The 18,868-nt window shown below is 43.2% G+C and carries 14 protein-coding genes and 8 tRNA genes; 13 read left to right on the top strand and 9 right to left on the bottom strand.

The features are described from left to right. Window positions 1-3: 3 nt before the first annotated feature. Entirely contained in the window at window positions 4-1,347 is a 1,344-nt protein-coding gene (gene purB, locus DWX33_RS15585; RefSeq protein WP_005867921.1) for an adenylosuccinate lyase, read from the bottom strand. 236 nt (window positions 1,348-1,583) lie between these two features. Here purB and DWX33_RS15580 point away from each other — a divergent pair. The 8 genes from DWX33_RS15580 to DWX33_RS15545 all read left to right on the top strand — a co-directional run bounded on the left by DWX33_RS15580 (window position 1,584) and on the right by DWX33_RS15545 (window position 3,927). Continuing rightward, window positions 1,584-1,658 (top strand) — tRNA-Val (locus DWX33_RS15580). 33 nt (window positions 1,659-1,691) lie between these two features. Then, a tRNA-Val gene (locus tag DWX33_RS15575) sits at window positions 1,692-1,766 on the top strand. Window positions 1,767-1,798: 32 nt separating this feature from the next. Then, a tRNA-Val gene (locus tag DWX33_RS15570) sits at window positions 1,799-1,873 on the top strand. Between the two features lie 32 nt (window positions 1,874-1,905). Beyond that, window positions 1,906-1,980 (top strand) — tRNA-Val (locus DWX33_RS15565). Window positions 1,981-2,012: 32 nt separating this feature from the next. After that, window positions 2,013-2,087: transfer RNA gene (locus tag DWX33_RS15560), tRNA-Val, on the top strand. Window positions 2,088-2,119: 32 nt separating this feature from the next. Further along, window positions 2,120-2,194: transfer RNA gene (locus tag DWX33_RS15555), tRNA-Val, on the top strand. Window positions 2,195-2,226: 32 nt separating this feature from the next. After that, window positions 2,227-2,301: transfer RNA gene (locus DWX33_RS15550), tRNA-Val, on the top strand. An 87-nt stretch (window positions 2,302-2,388) separates the two neighbouring features. Next, window positions 2,389-3,927 (top strand): lipopolysaccharide biosynthesis protein, encoded by a 1,539-nt coding sequence (locus DWX33_RS15545; RefSeq protein ID WP_122380645.1) that lies wholly within the window; start codon window positions 2,389-2,391, stop codon window positions 3,925-3,927. Here DWX33_RS15545 and DWX33_RS15540 read toward each other — a convergent pair. Next, window positions 3,924-5,132, bottom strand: coding sequence for a glycosyl transferase (locus tag DWX33_RS15540; RefSeq protein WP_122380644.1), 1,209 nt, complete (start codon window positions 5,130-5,132; stop codon window positions 3,924-3,926). The two genes, DWX33_RS15545 and DWX33_RS15540, sit on opposite strands and share 4 nt — an antisense overlap. Window positions 5,133-5,441: 309 nt before the next feature. Continuing rightward, window positions 5,442-5,882, bottom strand: coding sequence for a DoxX family protein (locus DWX33_RS15535; RefSeq protein ID WP_121961455.1), 441 nt, complete (start codon window positions 5,880-5,882; stop codon window positions 5,442-5,444). Window positions 5,883-6,083: 201 nt separating this feature from the next. Between DWX33_RS15535 and DWX33_RS15530 the strand changes: the two genes are divergently transcribed. Next, complete coding sequence (locus tag DWX33_RS15530; protein ID WP_121961456.1) at window positions 6,084-6,506, top strand: GNAT family N-acetyltransferase; 423 nt, start codon at window positions 6,084-6,086, stop codon at window positions 6,504-6,506. A 113-nt stretch (window positions 6,507-6,619) separates the two neighbouring features. Here DWX33_RS15530 and DWX33_RS15525 read toward each other — a convergent pair. Continuing rightward, window positions 6,620-6,693, bottom strand: a tRNA-Arg gene (locus DWX33_RS15525). 196 nt (window positions 6,694-6,889) lie between these two features. Here DWX33_RS15525 and asnA point away from each other — a divergent pair. Together asnA and DWX33_RS15515 are read left to right on the top strand one after the other, a co-directional pair. Beyond that, the gene (asnA, locus tag DWX33_RS15520; RefSeq protein ID WP_022193225.1) at window positions 6,890-7,927 is read left to right on the top strand and encodes an aspartate--ammonia ligase; all 1,038 of its coding nucleotides are present in this window, start codon (window positions 6,890-6,892) and stop codon (window positions 7,925-7,927) included. A gap of 21 nt (window positions 7,928-7,948) precedes the next feature. After that, complete coding sequence (locus DWX33_RS15515) at window positions 7,949-8,620, top strand: uracil-DNA glycosylase (RefSeq protein WP_005867913.1); 672 nt, start codon at window positions 7,949-7,951, stop codon at window positions 8,618-8,620. 70 nt (window positions 8,621-8,690) lie between these two features. Here the strand turns inward: DWX33_RS15515 and DWX33_RS15510 are convergent, their stop codons facing one another. The 3 genes from DWX33_RS15510 to DWX33_RS15500 all read right to left on the bottom strand — a co-directional run bounded on the left by DWX33_RS15510 (window position 8,691) and on the right by DWX33_RS15500 (window position 14,517). Beyond that, entirely contained in the window at window positions 8,691-11,435 is a 2,745-nt protein-coding gene (locus tag DWX33_RS15510) for a putative LPS assembly protein LptD (protein WP_044544688.1), read from the bottom strand. Window positions 11,436-11,500: 65 nt separating this feature from the next. Continuing rightward, on the bottom strand, window positions 11,501-12,043 hold the full coding sequence (locus tag DWX33_RS15505) for an HDIG domain-containing metalloprotein (protein WP_005867908.1): 543 nt from the start codon (window positions 12,041-12,043) through the stop codon (window positions 11,501-11,503). A 59-nt stretch (window positions 12,044-12,102) separates the two neighbouring features. Next, window positions 12,103-14,517: a DPP IV N-terminal domain-containing protein gene (locus DWX33_RS15500; RefSeq protein ID WP_122380643.1), complete on the bottom strand. Its 2,415-nt coding sequence runs from the start codon at window positions 14,515-14,517 to the stop codon at window positions 12,103-12,105. Window positions 14,518-14,612: 95 nt separating this feature from the next. On the opposite strand from DWX33_RS15500, the gene DWX33_RS15495 reads away from it, so the two are divergent. Next, window positions 14,613-15,806 (top strand): exo-beta-N-acetylmuramidase NamZ domain-containing protein, encoded by a 1,194-nt coding sequence (locus DWX33_RS15495; RefSeq protein ID WP_122380642.1) that lies wholly within the window; start codon window positions 14,613-14,615, stop codon window positions 15,804-15,806. A 6-nt stretch (window positions 15,807-15,812) separates the two neighbouring features. Then, window positions 15,813-17,870 (top strand): TonB-dependent siderophore receptor, encoded by a 2,058-nt coding sequence (locus tag DWX33_RS15490; protein WP_122380641.1) that lies wholly within the window; start codon window positions 15,813-15,815, stop codon window positions 17,868-17,870. Window positions 17,871-17,919: 49 nt separating this feature from the next. On the opposite strand, the gene DWX33_RS15485 is transcribed toward DWX33_RS15490, so the two are convergent. Beyond that, window positions 17,920-18,369, bottom strand: coding sequence for an META domain-containing protein (locus DWX33_RS15485; RefSeq protein ID WP_005858959.1), 450 nt, complete (start codon window positions 18,367-18,369; stop codon window positions 17,920-17,922). Beyond that, window positions 18,369-18,794 (bottom strand): META domain-containing protein, encoded by a 426-nt coding sequence (locus tag DWX33_RS15480; protein WP_005858961.1) that lies wholly within the window; start codon window positions 18,792-18,794, stop codon window positions 18,369-18,371. The genes DWX33_RS15485 and DWX33_RS15480 overlap by 1 nt, the downstream gene beginning before the upstream one ends. Between the last annotated feature and the right edge of the window lie 74 nt (window positions 18,795-18,868).

Below are 18,868 nucleotides of genomic sequence, written 5' to 3'. Positions count from 1 at the left end.
TCACTAAATTCCTGTATAATTATGAGGCGTTATAGCCCTTAATTCATCTTTAATCCGGTCGCTAACATTCAAGGTTTCGATAAACTCCTTGATAGATTGCTCCGTAACAGTCTGGTTCGTACGTGTCAAAGCTTTTAATGCCTCGTAAGGCTTCGGATAACCCTCACGGCGTAAGACCGTCTGGATACCCTCGGCTACCACAGCCCAGCAATTATTCAAATCCCTACTTAGGGCGCTCTCGTTCAATAACAATTTACCCAAGCCTTTTGTTAAGCTCTTGAAGGCAATTTCTATATGTGCCAAAGGCACGCCTACGTTTCTCAACACGGTAGAATCCGTCAAGTCTCTTTGTAAACGAGATACCGGCAATTTCGTAGCCAAATGCTCTAAAATAGCGTTAGCGATCCCTAGATTACCCTCAGCGTTCTCGAAATCAATCGGGTTCACCTTATGTGGCATAGCAGACGAACCGATCTCACCCGCCTTGATCTTTTGCTTGAAATACTCCATGGAGATATATTGCCAGAAGTCACGATTCAAGTCGATCAAGATCGTATTGATACGCTTCAAGCCATCGAAGATCGCTGCCAGATTATCATAATTAGAGATCTGGGTAGTCCACTCCTCACGCTTCAAGCCTAACACCTCACTAACGAACTTGTTACCGAATGCCCTCCAATCATATTCCGGATACGCTACATGATGCGCATTGAAGTTTCCTGTAGCGCCACCGAATTTAGCGGAGATAGGAACGGCCTTTAATAATGCCAACTGTTGCTCCAAACGGTAAACAAAAACCATCACCTCCTTACCCAAACGAGTCGGAGATGCCGGTTGCCCATGTGTCTTAGCCAACATCGGGATATCCATCCATTCCTCGGCGTATTTTTTCAAGGCACCGATCACCTCTTCCAAACCCGGATAATAAACCTCTTGCAAAGCGTCCTTGATCGATAAAGGCACAGATGTGTTATTAATATCCTGAGAAGTCAATCCAAAATGAATAAACTCGTGGTATTTCTCCGCAAGGAAATGATTTGTTTTTTCCTTAATAAAGTACTCCACCGCTTTCACATCGTGGTTTGTCACGCTCTCGATCTCCTTCACTCGTAAAGCGTCCTCCTCCGTAAACTCCTGATAAATCTTCCGGAGCCCCTTTTTTACTTCCGCCGCATTTAACTCGCTCAATTGCGGAAGAAACTCAGATAGAGTAATAAAATACTCGATCTCAACTCGCACCCTATACTTGATAAGTGCGTATTCTGAAAAATAAGCCGCCAGATTCTCAGCCTTATTCCTGTATCGCCCATCCACGGGCGAAATAGCAGTCAGTGTCGATAATACCATATACATTATTAATATAGAGTCGCAAAGTTAAGTCTTTTCCATTGAATAATAAGGTAAGCAATCGTTATTTTTAACTAAATGCCCCGTTTTTAGGACCATCAGACACTTACGCAGCCACATCCAAACAAAATTCATATTCATCCACATTTTTTCGTCAAAAAGTTTGGTGGTAATAAAAAAAGCCGTATCTTTGCAGCGCTTTAGAGAGATAAAGCGAACGAAAAAATAAGTTTAAAGGGCGTTTAGCTCAGCTGGTTCAGAGCATCTGCCTTACAAGCAGAGGGTCGGCGGTTCGAATCCGTCAACGCCCACCTTTAAATTTATTATTTCACCGAAAGATTTTCGGGCGTTTAGCTCAGCTGGTTCAGAGCATCTGCCTTACAAGCAGAGGGTCGGCGGTTCGAATCCGTCAACGCCCACTTTTAATTTATTATTATACCGAAAGAACTTCGGGCGTTTAGCTCAGCTGGTTCAGAGCATCTGCCTTACAAGCAGAGGGTCGGCGGTTCGAATCCGTCAACGCCCACTTTTAATTTATTATTATACCGAAAGAACTTCGGGCGTTTAGCTCAGCTGGTTCAGAGCATCTGCCTTACAAGCAGAGGGTCGGCGGTTCGAATCCGTCAACGCCCACTTTTAATTTATTATTATACCGAAAGAACTTCGGGCGTTTAGCTCAGCTGGTTCAGAGCATCTGCCTTACAAGCAGAGGGTCGGCGGTTCGAATCCGTCAACGCCCACTTTTAATTTATTATTATACCGAAAGAACTTCGGGCGTTTAGCTCAGCTGGTTCAGAGCATCTGCCTTACAAGCAGAGGGTCGGCGGTTCGAATCCGTCAACGCCCACTTTTAATTTATTATTATACCGAAAGAACTTCGGGCGTTTAGCTCAGCTGGTTCAGAGCATCTGCCTTACAAGCAGAGGGTCGGCGGTTCGAATCCGTCAACGCCCACGAAATTTAATTCCTCTTGAATACTTTTCTACAATATATCATTATATAGCTAACCTACAAAATTCATTGTAAAATTATCAGTGTCTAATGCAATCTAAGATTTTGAAAAAATGCGATAATCGTACTATTCAAGTTCTATTGCTGATGTTGGCGAACTTAATATCACATAGTACCGGATTAATAACATCCATAGTATTCAGTCATCTTATGCCACAAAATGAATATGGTACATACCGCCAAGTTATTTATGTTTATTCGATTTTACTTATTGTCTTTTCCCTTGGATTGCCCAAAGCTTATTCCTATTTCCTAGCCCGTGTCCCAATTGAGGAAGGTCTAAATATTATAAAAAGACTAAACTTGATATTCCTTGGAATATCTGCTATCGTTTCTTGTATTTTACTGTTTGGAGCTTATCAAATAGCGGATTTATTAAAAAATCCGTCGCTAACTTACAACCTCATGTATTTCTCAATAACTCCCATGTTACTAATGCCTGTTATGGGGGTAGAGAGTATTCTTACAGTATATGGTATGTTAAGAATCGTAATTATATATGTTGCCATCAGCCGTACATTTATGATTATATGTACCATACTACCCGTTATACTTATAAACGCCAACGCATCTAGTGCCATTATAGGCTTTGTCATATCAGCTATTATCACTTGCCTAACCGGGCTTATATTAATTACCATACCGTTCAGAGGTGTTAAGCCAAGAAAGTCTCAAATATCTATGAGTGAAATATTTAGATTTATAAAACCTATATCCACCGCTAGCTTATATGGCTTTATAATCAGTTCTGCCAGCCAGTTTTTCATAAGCAGATATTTCGGGGTAAAAGACTTCGCGGCATTTAGCAACGGATACCGCGAATTACCATTTGCAGGAATGCTCATTAGCGCTACAGCGACTATCCTGCTTCCAGAATTCTCAAAGATGTCAAACCACGGTATCAACAAGTATGAATTTATAAAGTTATGGAAATCCGTAACCTACAAATCCTCAGCAATTATTTATCCATTATCAATATTTTGTTTCATTTTCGCAGAAGAGATCATAAACCTCTTATATGGAGAAAAATATCTGCAATCGGTAACTTTATTCAGAATCGCTACCATTATTAATTTAATACGCATCGTTCCTTATTCTCCTATCATGCTAGCATTGGGGAAAGGCAAGGCTTTTTCTGACACACAATTGATCACCGCAATACTGCTTGTCTGCTTAAATCTATTGTGTATAAACTTTTTCCCATCCACGATAGGTATTGCGATTGTTACTACGTTCAGCACTCTTTTTTGCTTAATAATTTTTATCCTAATTATAGCTCGTTCGCTAGAAACTACAATCGTTAAATTCACGCCTTGGGTAAAGATGCTCAAAATGCTATTCGCTGCCATCCTCTCATGTATCACGACAAAGATGGCTATTTCTTCAATAAACACGACACATATTTATACTCTCTTGGCTCTTGAATTCGGCATATATCTTCCGCTTTACATCTTCATTTCCAATTCATTGGGCATTAATTATCAAAAGGTATTAAAACCGATAATATCAAGAACCAAGAAAAAGGAACAATTCTGGAAAACATCTGTCGATAAATATTTATCAATCTAAACAGCATATATTCCTGTTTCATTAGCAAGATACTCAAGAAGTATCTTACATTGATTCTTCCGTGTATATCGACGAATCTTTTCCCAGTCGCGTGGCAATACCTCCTTGTTTTTCCATATAGAATAACATCGCAGTATCATTTTCTTTATGCCCTCAATATCTGCATTGTCCACCGTAAACCCGGCCTTAGTCTCATCCAGTAACCGACCTACTACATCTTCGGGATCACAAAGTGCCAATATTGGTTTATTGGTAGCCAGATAATCAAATAGTTTACCCGTATACACTCCTTTTCTTCCCGTAGAATAAATCACGACAAGCGTATCCACATCCAACGACATCCGGATCGCTTCCGTGTGAGCCACAGGCTCTATATGCGAGACATTAGGAGCTATATCCTCGGGAACCTCTAGCTTCGAAAGATTTCCAATGATCTTTATCTGGCAATCCGAAGGCAACTTTTCTTCATTTATAAGTTCAGAAAATGCTTTAAACCAATTAGTTGGATTTGCTTCCCGGTAAAAACGGCCGACAAACGCCATGGTAAATTGAGATTGGAAACGAACATCGTGTACCTCTTCATAATCATAACCATTCTTGATCTCCAAAAAATTATCATGCCTACAATAACATTTGAAATCACTAAGCAAAGGTTGGGATACCGATAATACCAAATCCGATGAATTTACGACCTTACGCTCATATGCCATAAGTAGCCTAGCCTGATAACGGGGTATATAAATATTCTTTGACATCTCGTCACGCATATCAGCTATCCAATAAAACTTGTACCCATTTCTTCGCAATCTAAATGCGACCATGTGAGGAGCCAATGGACAAAATGAGCTTAAAACCACATCAAAAGAGTTTGCCTCACACAACGAAACAGCTTTGTTATAAGCTTTAAAACGCCACATAAACTTACTATCAGCAGTAACACGACACAACAAACCATTCACGATTCGTCTTGGCACCCACCTCTTTCCCGCTTTTACACAACGAGCCATATAAGAATATGTAATCAAAGGATTCTTAACATAATTAATCTCACATCCATACCATAATTTAGTCTCGTCAACTTCTCCCTCTGTCACTACCGTAACCGAATGTCCTGCCAACTGAAAGTATTTAGCGAAAGCTTCTATTCGAAACGCCGCTATTACGTTATTTGGATAAAACCAATTACTGATAATAAGCACTCTCATTATTACAATATATTTAATAAAGTTCCCCCAGAACTACGTATTTTTAGGTTGCGTTTTCTCAAAAGTGTGTCCATTTGTAAGAACTAAAACAGCTATATTCATTAACCCTGTCATCCTTAACTGACGACAAAGAGATCTGTAACAGCCAAGCCACACAATTTTCGTGTGCTTGCCTTGATCTCCAGCAATGAACGTGAAAAAAAATTGTGTATTTTTGTTCTCCAATAATAAGAATGGTTACAAAAATACGTAGTTCTGGGGGAACTTTATTAAACATATTGCATTATAATGCAGAATAAAAAAAGAGACCTACTTAGCTAACCGAGTGACAAAAACTGCGATCAGACGATCTAACGAGAACTTACCAGGTCCTGCTATATACATCAAGATAAAAACGACCAAGTAAACGAACGCCAACTCTTTCAAAGAAAACGGATCATTCCCATGAATCACGAAGAAAGCCACTCCCATGGTAAAAATCATCGGGATCATTGCCAACCGATAGAGCGCACCGAAAATAAAGCCAATCGAACAAAAAAGCTCCCCAAAAATGGCCAAGCCAAGAGAAACCGAATGTCCAACTCCCAGTGGGTCCGGAAATGCGGCAGACATGCTCTCAAAATTCGTCCACTTCTGTATCCCATGTGAAAGCAATAAACCTCCGAATAACAAACGAAGCGCCAACAACAGTAACGATATAGCTGTACCATCCGGCTTCATTGGAAAAAGAAATTTGTAAAATGCTGACATAATTCCCCTATTTTTTATCTTATCAATTCATCTTTCTGGTAATAAAACAAAAACGGAATAAGGTTAGTTCTGCAAAAGCGCGGAAATCGGGTACCACACCGCAAGCACTAAACAGAATCCATAAACGTATTTTTTAACTTAGACTCAGTGCTTTAAATGTAAAAGTTCCGAACTTTGCAGCTTCAAATAGTAATTACAATTATGATTAGAAAAATTAAAGTAACGGATCATCCACGTTTGATGGAAATCTGGGAAAGTGCAGTATTAAATACACATGACTTTCTTAAAGAGGAAGATTTTCTATACTATGAGGAACAACTTCCAGTATATTTTCAACATGTCACTCTATTCGGATTTGAACAAGAGGGAATCTTAGTAGGATTTATGGGAATCGCAAAAGGAAATCTTGAAATGTTATTCATTGATAATAATTATCGAGGTATAGGAATAGGAAAAAAATTAATCACTTATGCCATAGATAATTTGCAAGTAACAAAAGTCGATGTGAATGAGCAAAATAGTCAAGCTGTCGGTTTTTATAAACATATAGGCTTTAACACATACAAAAGGTCTGATTTGGACGGAGAAGGTAAAGAATATCCTATTTTACACATGCAGTTATAGTTTTTAGGGTAAACAAGAACGAGTAGAGCAAGAATGTATCCAGATGATAGCTTACCTTAAAATCACATAAACAAAAAATCCTCAATAATCTAGCGATTACCAAGGATTTTTTGTGACCCGGGTGGGACTCAAACCCACGACCTTCAGAACCGGAATCTGACGCTCTATTCAACTAAGCTACCGAGCCAAAGACTGCACAAAAGTACATATAATATCTTATTTAAACAAGTACAGGATAGAAATATTTCACTTCTGATATTTTGCATATAAGTCTTTTGTATATTCTGCCATTTTGCAAATAAAAACGATCATATTCTTGTTATTTTGCCATTAATCATTATCTTTGCCGCACATATTTCACAAACACAAAGTACAACAAGTATATGAGCTATCTTATTAAACCCGCAGGGTATAAAGCCTTACTTAACTTATCCCAGACTGAAATGGGAATCAAGAAGATCAAGGACTTTTTCCAGCAAAACCTCTCATCCGAGCTACGCCTAAGGCGCGTAACCGCACCTTTATTCGTACTTAAGGGCATGGGTATCAATGATGATCTTAACGGGACCGAGCGAGCCGTCACTTTTCCTATCAAGGATTTAAACGACTCTAAAGCAGAGATCGTACACTCACTCGCCAAATGGAAACGACTGACACTCGCCGATTATCACATTGAAGAAGGTTACGGTATTTACACCGACATGAACGCCATCCGCTCAGACGAGGAGCTAGGTAATTTACACTCTTTATACGTGGACCAATGGGACTGGGAACGTGTAATGAGCGAAAGCGAACGTAATATCGATTTCCTCAAGGAAATCGTCCGTCGCATATATGCCGCTATGGTCCGTACCGAATATTTAGTTTACGAGATGTTTCCTCAAATCCGCCCGACGCTCCCCCAACAGATTCATTTCATCCATTCCGAGGATTTGTTACAAAAATATCCTACCTTTACACCGAAAGAGCGGGAAGACGCTATCACCAAGGAATACGGGGCCGTATTCATTATCGGTATCGGATGCTCGCTAAGCAATGGGGAGAAGCATGACGGACGTGCTCCGGACTACGATGATTGGTCTACGATCGCCGAGAACGGACAAACCGGATTGAACGGGGATTTATTGGTTTGGGATGATGTACTAAACCGTTCTATGGAACTATCCTCTATGGGTATCCGCGTCAATAAGGAAGCCTTGCTACGCCAGTTGGATATTTGCAAAGCCGGGGAGAAAAAGGAACTATATTTCCACAAACGCCTCTTGAGCGGTGAACTTCCGCAAAGTATCGGCGGTGGTATCGGACAAAGCCGGTTGTGTATGTTCTATCTTCGTAAGGCCCATATCGGAGAGATACAGGCAAGTATCTGGCCGGAGGAGATGCGCAAGGAAGCACGTGCGGCTGGAATGATGCTTATTTAGTTAACAGCCAACTATTATATTATGGATGTAAAGATTGAAGAAAGCTGGAAAAAACGGTTAGCCGACGAGTTTGAAAAAGATTATTTCAAGCAATTGACCGATTTCGTTAAACAAGAATACCGCCAAGGTACTGTTTATCCTCCCGGTCCTTATATGTTCAACGCTTTTGAGCACTGCCCGTTCGATAAAGTGAAGGTCGTTATCCTCGGCCAAGATCCTTATCACGAGCCGGGACAGGCGCACGGACTTTGTTTCTCCGTGCAGGATGGGGTACCTTTCCCCCCTTCCCTCATCAATATATTCAAAGAAATACAAGATGATCTAGGGCATCCGGTTCCAACAACTGGCAATTTGATTCGTTGGGCAGATCAAGGCGTATTATTGCTAAATGCCACTCTCACAGTACGAGCGCATCAAGCCGGTTCCCATCAAAATAGAGGTTGGGAGACCTTTACTGATGCTGTTATTCATCGTCTGGCGGCTGAAAGAAGCCATATCGTTTACATATTATGGGGTTCCTACGCACAAAGGAAAGGTGCTTTCATCGATTCATCCCGTAATCTGGTTCTTAAATCAGCTCATCCGTCCCCACTTTCCGCTTACCGGGGATTCTTCGGAAACAAGCATTTCAGCAAAGCCAATGATTATTTAATCGCAACTGGGCAAACCCCCATCAAATGGGGCGAGAATTAAAAATTGAGAATTGAGAATTATTGGATTGTGTAACTTTAATTTTCAATTCTCAATTCTCAATTTTCAATTATTAATACCACTGCTGTCCATCCCTATAATTACTTCTCTTATCATACTTCAAATCTTTCAATAAAGCAGAGCTTACAGCGATACTGAATGTATAGGATTTATAAGGACCGACCGGAACGAAACTAGCCGTCATTTGCCAGCAGTGCAAGTTACGAGTTACGTTACAAGTCATATAAGAGATCTTCTTAGCGTCAAAATCATAAGTAGCGTTAAAGTTAAAACGCCAGTTCTTTGTCGGCTGGATATTTCCGTTAAAGCTCAAAGAGTGAGTCAAGGCGTAATCATACTCCAGTTTAGAACGATTAAAATCACCATACCGCAAGCTCAAACCATAACTAAACGAGAGGCTCCAAGGAATCTTGGAAATTAAATAGCCATCGGCATCTGTCTCACCGGTCTCTTTCTTTTTGCCCAACAGACGGCCACCACTTTCCTTATTCTCGCCCTCTCCTTCTCCATCCGGGTTCAATCCATCCGGATCTGCATTCGGATCCGTGGAAGCCGATTGATTCCCGGATTTATCCGATGAGCTATCACCTCCTCCAAACAACTTCTTGAACGTATCATTATTAAATGTATAGGAAAAACTGGTGCTAGTCCCTCTCAAACGGCCAATACCCTTGCCTGCTTTCCAACGGGGAATATCGACACGATGCCCATTCTCATCGTACGTATAGGTATCGAACTGACCATTCAAGTTCAACGTATAGCTCTTGGATAATTTCAAACGTAAACCTACACTCAAGTCACTCCACTTAAATGAATCCGCCGCCATATTATAACTCATGCCTAACGACAGCTTATCGATCAGACTAATTTTCTTGAATCCGGTAGAGTCCTTATCCGAACGCACCTTCATCTCGATATTGTTATTTACGTCAAAACTGATATTTCCTTGTTTTCCCGTTCCCGGAACGCCATACATATTATGAGCGAACGGAGAATACGTATATTCACGATCCTCACCATTCGCGTCTTGATATACATAAGTCTCATAAAAACCAAAACGAGAAGAAGCGAAGTCCGGCTGGGCGCTTACCGTAATAGACGGCTCGAAGCGGTGACGGATCATCTCAACCTTATTACCCAAGAATGGCAACGGTTTATAAAAACCATACAAGGTAGTAGACGCAGAGATAGAAGCGTTAAAATCGTAAATACGATAAAAACCATACGTAGTGTCGCGGGCTACCAAAGCCTGTTTCTGCGTATCATATTCCTGTTCGATCTTGCTGGTGTACCAACGTTCCTTATAATTGAAAGAGGGAGAAATATTCAAGTACTTGAGCACGGAGAATGTAGCGCTTACCGGAATCGAGTGCTGCATAGCATTCTGCCAATCTTTGATCAAATTCGATTTGAATAATAAGTTTTCTTTTGTCGTTATACTATTACTAAACGTACCGGAATAACTCATGGAGATCTTCTCGTACCAACGCTCCTTCCCGACCGGATGTTTCCGCTTAAAAGGGAAGATACGACTCATCGTAACCGTCATGCTAGGCAAGGTCACGGCGATAGAAGAATCACGGGTCGTCTGGTTTATACTCATCGTACCGGAGATCGTGAACGGGTTATTCGGGAAACGTTTCGTTACGTTGATGGATGAACTCTTCGTATTCTGGTTCACATCGGCATATCCATTCGCATTCGGGTATAAACTATTCTGATTATTACGGTCATACGAAGAGGTCGAGAAGTTTACGCTCGCCGAGAAAGACAGATAAGGATTCGCCTTAGGGTCTTGCGTATGCGTCCAGTTTACCTTGAAGTCCTTAGACAAATTATAGTCGGGTAATCCCTTATCGCCCAATTTCGTCACCAAATAAGAAGCATTAAAACTGCCCGAGAATTTATAGCGTTTGCGGTAAGCCGAACGGGCCGACAATCCCCAAGATCCCTTGGTATAAATCTCTCCCAACAAAGCCAAGTCCATATAATCGCTCAAGGCGAAATAATATCCACCGTCACGCAAGAAGAAACCTCTGGTAGACTCGTCTCCGAAAGTCGGCATAATAATACCGGATGAATATGTACTCGAGAACGGGAAGAAACAGAAAGGTAACCCGATCGGATACAACGGCACGTCCTCCAAAACTAGATAGACCGGACCCGTTACGATATTCTTTTTCGGGCGCACCTTCGCTTTCGTCATCTGAATGTAAAAGTGAGGATGCTCATGCTCGTCGCAGGTCGTATACTTACCACCCACCATGTTCAAGATATCCCCTTCCATCTTTTTCGTTCGCCCGGCGGTAACATACCCTTCGCCCTGCTGGGTAATCACGTCCGTGATATATCCTTTCTTGGTACCAAAATTATACCGCATCGTCTTCGACTCATACTGCTGATCGCCCTCCTTAAACAACGGATAGCCAAACTCCTGCCCGATAGAGTCGAGTCCAAACTTAGCGAACACGATGCTACTATCCATATTCATCTCGATCAATTCGGATTGCAGCTCGATATTCTGGTATTTGACATCGCCTTCCCCGTAAAGATATGCCCAGTTGCCAGCCGTCATCACGATAGAATCGGTCGCTTGATAACTGACCGGAGCATCTAGCCCGGTCTGCTTTTCTGGAATCGAATCTCCCGCTAACGTTGTACTATCCGTAGGAGCCACCAAGAGAGAATCAGTCTGAGCCAAGCTATCGGCAGGAGCGACAATCTCCTGCGCTTGCACGCCCAAGCCTCCCAAGAGGAAAACGAATAGAATGATTAGGACTCTATATATCAAAAACATTACTTCGTTCTTTGCAGTGTGTTACAGCGTGCAAATGTATAATAAATAAACGAGCCCTTATGCTTTTATTCCCCTAAAAAGAGTTTACACCAGTGTTCAAACTGCTCAACTGTCTCATTTCCATACTTGGATAAGCTCTGTTTTATCTTATCAGCCGGTTTCTCTTTCGTCAATTTAGTCTTGCTAAAGAATTTATCAGCGAAACAGATCAATTGTTCTTCCAATGACACAGGACGCATATCCCGATGTGGAACAGGCAGGTTCCGTTCCTCGATCATGGCAAGCGAAAGCCCCGTTCCCGTATGCCTCTCGCAAACTAAGGCGTGGCGAGGATACCCCTCTTTCCGCATTAAATCGGCTCCCAGATAGCCATGGCAGATATAATCGGCCTCCCCATGGCAATCGATATCCGGTGCGTTACACAAAAAGATCCCTATGTCATGCAACATCGCCGCTTCCTCAATAAAAGTCAGATCCAGATTCATCTCCGGATGCAAACGGGCCAATGCCAATGCCTTATCCGCCACGCTGCGGCTATGAGTCACCAAAATCCGGTAGGCATCCGAACTTTCCGGATAATATTTCTTTATTATATCAAGAGGTTTCATCCTATTTATTTTTTTGCGAGACAAAAATAAACAATCTCTCTCACATATACTACTTCTCATCACTGATACCCCTGAAACCAATTGCCCAGTTTCAAATCTTTTATATCCGCACCTGTTTCCCGTTCGCCTCTCAAATACTCAGAGAAGTAATCGACCATCCGCCAGTAATAATACTCATTATAGTCATCAAAATGATGACGTTTTCCCGGTACGATCAACATATCAAAGCGTTTGCCAGCCTTGATCAACTCGTCCACGACAACAATGGTATTCGCCGGATGCACATTATTATCGATATCGCCATGGATCAATAACAGATGGCCTTTCAAATTCCTCGCCAATTCCTGATTGGTCGGGATGCGAATATCGAACGAGATATTTCCCATATCATCCGTGATCTCCTTTACCCCATGATGTTTCTCTCCCCACCACCGGTTATAAATGTTATTGTCATGATTGCCGGCACAAGATACCGCTACCTTAAAGAAATCCGGATAAAGCAGCATAGCCGCTGTAGACATGAAACCGCCACCGGAGTGTCCGTGTATGCCGACCCGGTTGATATCCATGAATTTATATCGAGCGCACAACTGCTCAATAGCTACTTTATGATCCGCCATCGGATAATCACGCAAATTTCCATATCCATAATTATGATACCACTTGGAGCGACTGGGATGCCCTCCCCTATGTCCCATGCACACCACGACAAATCCGGCTTGCGCCAAACGATCCGTACGAGGATTCATCGGGATGTAGCGAAAGAAAGTTCCCTCCTGTTGCGGTCCGGGGTATACATAGTTAATGACCGGATATACTTTCGTGGAATCAAAATCAAAAGGCTTATACATGACACCATACAAATCGGTCACCCCGTCGGCCGCCTTTACCGAAAAAGGCTCAGGGAATTTATAACCTGCCATGAATAATTGGGAGAAGTCACTCTCCTCCAAGGTCATCAATCGGTTACCTTGGTTATCATACAATGCCGTAGCCGGGATCGTATTGACACGAGAATAGTTATCCACGATATATCGCATGGATTTATCCATAGAGACCAGGTGGAAATAATCGCCCGGAGTAATCAGCTTTAAGCCCGAACCATCCAGATTCACCCGATACAAATGCTCGTAATAAGGAGTCGTATCTCCCTTTTCCCGGGCATTCGCCTTGAAGTAAACGACTCGATTCTTACTGTCCACGTCTACGATGGCGTCCACATGCCAAGGTCCTTTGGTGATACGGTTTTTCAAATTTCCTTGCGCGTCATATAGATACAGATGCGCCCAACCATCCCGTTCGCTCCAATGGATCAATTCCTTACCATTATCGGTCATCGCTAGCGGGCGGGTTTCCATAGAGGTATTTAGACGTTCCTCAATGATCGCTTTTACCGAATCCTCCCCGATCGTATACGAACAGATATCCACCCGTTTCATATCCCGGCTGACACGGGTCAAATAGAAGGTCTGGTTATCTCCCAACCAGATCGAGTTCCGAGTGAGTCCCCTACGCTCCTTATCCGGTCTGGAGGCTAGATTGATTGTTTGATCTTTAAAACAATCCACCCGGATTTCTTTCCGCTTTCCGGCATTTTCCAAATCAAAGAGATATAAATGAACGATCGGAGAACCCGCCTCTCCCGGCATCTGATATTTATAGGTCTCAAGTGTAGGACGAGGTTTGGCGATCGAGTTAATCACCCATAAATCTTGCACCTCACGTTGATCCGACAAAGTCGCGACGAAATAACGACCATCGGGAGACCAGTTCCCCATTACATATTTCCGCTTATGGTCACATAAAGTATCGGTATTCAAGAAGGTCCGGGGCATACCAAAGCCAAAATCTTTTTCGCCATCCGTAGTCAAGGCGATCTCGGATATCGTCTTATCCTCCGGATTCTTCACGGCCTTCTCATAATCCTCATAACTCATGACATACAGGTTCAAATCTTTTGCGAAGACGACCCGCTTTTTATCCGGCGATATATTCGCCCAACGGATTTTAGCAGGAATCTCGTCTTTCGTAATCCGAGTCAACCGGGAGGACGGATAATCATACGAGAAAAAATAGTTCCCGTTCGTACCCTTTATCGAGAAAGTAAACGTGCGATCATCTTCCTTTAAGCGTAAATCTTCGATAGGAAGTTGTTGTCCGGTAAAAGGCTCTCTCACGATCTCGCTTATCTGTGCCGCCAACTCATCCCGATCGAATAATAATCGTTTATTTCTCGAATCGGGGTCCACCAGATACCAGTTTGTCCCCTCACTCGTCTTATACTCGTACCAGAATTTGTTACTATTATTAAAATAATTGGGGGTAAGGGTATAAGAGAAAAGTAACTGTTCCGCATTCGACGGGGCGAAACGGCGTGCTTGCGTATATTCCGGTAGGACATCTTGCGCATAGGTGAAAGACGCCCATGATAAACTCAAGAAGGCTACCGCATAAAAAAGTGTTTTTACATTCATATTCTAGTATTGTCTGTTATTCGCCTCAAAAGTATAAACTTTCTGTGAAAAACATTTCGTACTTTTGCGGTTAGTATACAGTTATTATATATGTAATGAAACAGATCTTTATATTTCTAGTCATACTTTTTAGCCTGACGCCAACGGTCTATTCACAAAACGCCCCGTTAAAGCTAGGTGCCGAGCGGATGGATGTCGTCACTCGTTTACTGAAGGGCAAGCGGGTAGGATTAGTGGTCAACCAGACTTCCATTTTGGAAAAGCGGCAGATTCATTTATTAGATGCGCTAGTAGCGGAAGGCATAGACGTTAAGAAGGTGTTCGCTCCGGAACATGGATTCCGGGGAACCGGTGATGCCGGAGAGGAGATAAAAGATAGCCGAGACTTGAAAACAGGCATCCCCATCATCTCTATTTATGGGAAAAACAAGAAACCGTCCGCCGAGCAACTGGGCGACCTCGACGTGATTGTTTTCGATATACAAGATGTAGGTGCCCGTTTCTACACCTATATCAGTACGATGCATTACGTGATGGAAGCCTGCGCCGAAAACAACAAAGAGTTTATCGTGTTGGACCGCCCGAACCCGAATGACTTCGTAGACGGACCGATCCGCCAGAAAGGATTCGAGTCTTTCGTCGGTGTCGATCCGCTCCCGATCTTGCACGGCTTGACCGTAGGGGAATTGGCATGGATGATCAATAAGGAAGGCTGGCTGAAAAGTACGCCCGATACCTGCCGGTTAAAGATCGTAAAGATGGAGAATTGGAAACACGGAGATCCCTATTGGTTGCCGGTCAAGCCCTCTCCGAACCTCCCGAATGACCAGTCTATCCGTCTGTATCCGTCGCTTTGCTTTTTTGAGGCTACGAACGTTAGCGTGGGAAGAGGAACCTATTATCCGTTTCAAGTACTAGGCTTCCCGGATCCTAAATACGGGGATTTCACTTTTACCCCGACCTCCTTGCCCGGATTCGATACCAATCCCTTGCAAAAGGATAAAGTATGTTACGGCATCGATCTGCGGGAATATCCGTTCGAAGGAGGATTAACCTTGCGATTCTTCCTCGACTTCTACAATAAAGCGGGAAAGGATCAAGCCTTTTTCTTCTCCCGTCCGAACTGGTTCGATTTATTGGCAGGCACGAAGCAGCTCCGCTACCAGATCGTAAGGGGCTTATCCGAGAAAGAGATCCGGGAAAGTTGGAAACCCGAGCTGGATCAATACAAGGCCATGCGTAAAAAGTATTTACTTTATCCGGACTATCCTACTCAAAATAAAAAATAAGAACGAATGAATTATTGGGAATCGCATACCCAAGTCGCCGTACGTTTCCGCCGATTCGACCGGAAACGTTACGCCGTGTTCCGGAGTATGCACAAAGTCATTAACATTGGAGTCGTAACAGCAAGTACGCTACTATTCGCCCTGCCCGACACGGCGCAAGCTCAAAAGACAATCGAGCCTAACCGGACCGGCGAGGAAGCTTCCGTAGAGCTGGAAGAGGTAGAAGTTACCGCCTCCCGTGCGCCTATCGCACGGAATCAAGTGACCAAGATCGTGACAGTCATTCCCGCCCGTGAGATCGCGGCGGCACCTGTCACCAGTATCCAGGATCTTTTAGAATATGCCGCGGGAATAGACGTCCGGCAACGAGGAGAAGGAGGCACCCAAGCCGATATCTCCATCCGGGGAGGGACGTTCGACCAAATAGCGGTTCTCTTAAACGGGGTCAACCTCTCCAACCCACAAACTGGCCATTATAGTTTTGACCTCCCGGTGAATCTCTCGGACATAGAGCGCATCGAGGTGGTATCCGGCCCTTCTTCCCGTATATTCGGGGCCAGCGCTTTCGCCGGAGCGATCAATATCATCACGAAAACAGGAAAAGAGAACAGGATCTCGACCGACAATTACGCTGGAATGCATAAGCTCTGGAAACTGGAAGCTGCCATCAATCACGCGACCACTCATTTCGGACAGCGCCTTTCCGCAGGGTATGCCTCGTCCGGAGGGTATATAGACAATACAGACTTCAAACAATTAAATCTTTTTTGGCAATCGGAACTTAAAAGCGAGGAGGCCGATTTCCAATTCCAAGCTGGATACAACGACAAAGGTTATGGAGCGAATAGCTTCTACTCCGCTTCCTACCCCAACCAATACGACAAGACTCGCCGCTTTTTCCTCTCCGCCGGAGGAGAAACACATGGCAAAATCAAGTTCACCCCCAAGGTATACTGGACCCGACATTTCGACCGGTACGAGTTGTTCCGTAGCGATCCCGCCGATTGGTATACCGGGCATAATTACCATGAGACGGAAGTATTCGGAGCCAACCTCAACGCCACGACACAGTGGAAACTAGGAAGAACCAGTATGGGCGTGGAATTCCGAAACGAGGGAGTAAGGAGTAACGTATTAGGCAAGCCGATGAAGGAACCGCAGGATGTTCCTTTCGAGAAAGAGGGGCAATATCTAAAAAGCGATAACCGAAGTAACATCAGCTACTTTCTTGAGCATAACGTATTATTACGCCGCTTCACGTTGTCAGTCGGGGTCTTGGCAAACTATAATTCGGCCTTAAACGAAGGGATTCATTTCTATCCGGGAATAGATGCCAGTTACCGTATCGGGGACAATGTCCGTCTGTATGGGAGCTGGAACCGGGCATTGCGTATGCCGACTTTCACCGATCTTTATTATGAGGGTAAGACGAATAAAGGAAATCCTGACCTAAAACCGGAAGAAAGCGAGGCTTTCGAGGTCGGACTGAAATACAACACTTACTTCCTCCGGGCTCATATAGCCGGCTTTTACCGAAAAGGCAAGAACATGATCGATTGGGTGAAAGAGAAACCGGAAGATATCTGGGAAAGCCGAAATCTGACAAAAGTCGATAACCTTGGTTTCGAGACTAACCTGAGTTTATTACCAAGGGAACTGGGCAACGAACGGTTCTTTATCCGGAAAATAGAACTGGGATATGCGTTTATCCATCAAGACAAGGATAGTGAGGGGTATATATCGAATTATGCGTTAGATTATCTGAAGCACAAGTTCACGGCTCAATTAAGCCATTCTATCTGGAAAGGTTTTTCGGCCACTTGGTATGTCCGTTGGCAAGACCGGGCAGGTAGTTATACTAAATACGAGAATCTTAAGCCGGCTTATGAGGAACCTTACGCTCCTTATTGCTTAGTAGATATGAAAGTAAATTGGGAATATCAGCGGTTAAATCTATATGCGGAGTTAAATAATCTGCTCAATTCCACTTATTATGATCTGGGAAATATCCCCCAACCGGGTATTTGGTTTAAGGCAGGATTCCGTTATAGTTTCAAATATTAATACCCAGTTGTAGAGACGGGGCGTGCCCCGTCTCTACAACTGGGTGATTTTATTTTTGCTTTTTGATCACCAACAACTTATCATTATTGGTCCCGAACAAAGCGATTTCCGTAACAGGAGCCGCCTCACCCTGTGCCTCAAAGCGCACCACCTTATTAAGCGCTTCCAGCAACTCACGTTCGCCGCTCATATCCGGGCAAGCCATTCGGGTAGTCGCTACCTGTGGGAACTTAATGATATTTTTATAAGCATCATTATATTCGATCTTCCCCATCAACCGATTGCAACCGGCATTTCCTGAAAGCCCTTGACGAGCCACGTCGAACACCAAAACCTGATGAGTCTCCTCGGGATTCAACGTCTTACCGTTCATCTCCACGACACCCCATTCACCATCCAGATCCGAGAAAGAAGCTACCACCGCTTTCTTGGATTTACAGCCGGCGAACAAACCGACGCCTACCAAAAGCAGGCAAATATAAAAAAGACCTTTTCTCATTAATTTCTCTCCAATACTAATAATACATTACCATCTTGGTCTACCAACAACATCTCATTCTCATCTTTTCCGGCCTTCACGGAACGAACCTGATCCATCGATTGAAGCACGCTCGTCTCCAAATCCATATTCGGACAAGCCATCATAGTCGTAGCGCCCGGAGCGATCGTAATAGAAGATACATCTTCCGGATCTAACGTGATCGTCGTATTGAATAAATTACAGCCTGTATTTCCATGTAATTTCTTCTCAGCCATATTGAAGTCCATCTGCGGCAGGCCTTCTTCCAAGACTTTCTCACCTTTCACTTCTACCACATTCCATTTACCTTCCAACTTCTTCACATCTGTCTTGACGTCTGAACAAGAAAACATCATCCCAACGAAAGCGGGAAGCAAAAACGCATAAAACAATACCTTTTTCATCTTCATCATAATCTTTTATAAAATATCTATTGTAATTAGTAAGACGCAAATAGAAGGCGAAATGTTCCCAAGAA

This window comes from Parabacteroides sp. AF19-14, from assembly GCF_003635485.1.
Lineage (GTDB): Bacteria > Bacteroidota > Bacteroidia > Bacteroidales > Tannerellaceae > Parabacteroides > Parabacteroides distasonis.
Note: the sequence above shows the minus strand (reverse complement) of the source record. Positions and strands in the feature narration are given on the sequence as shown.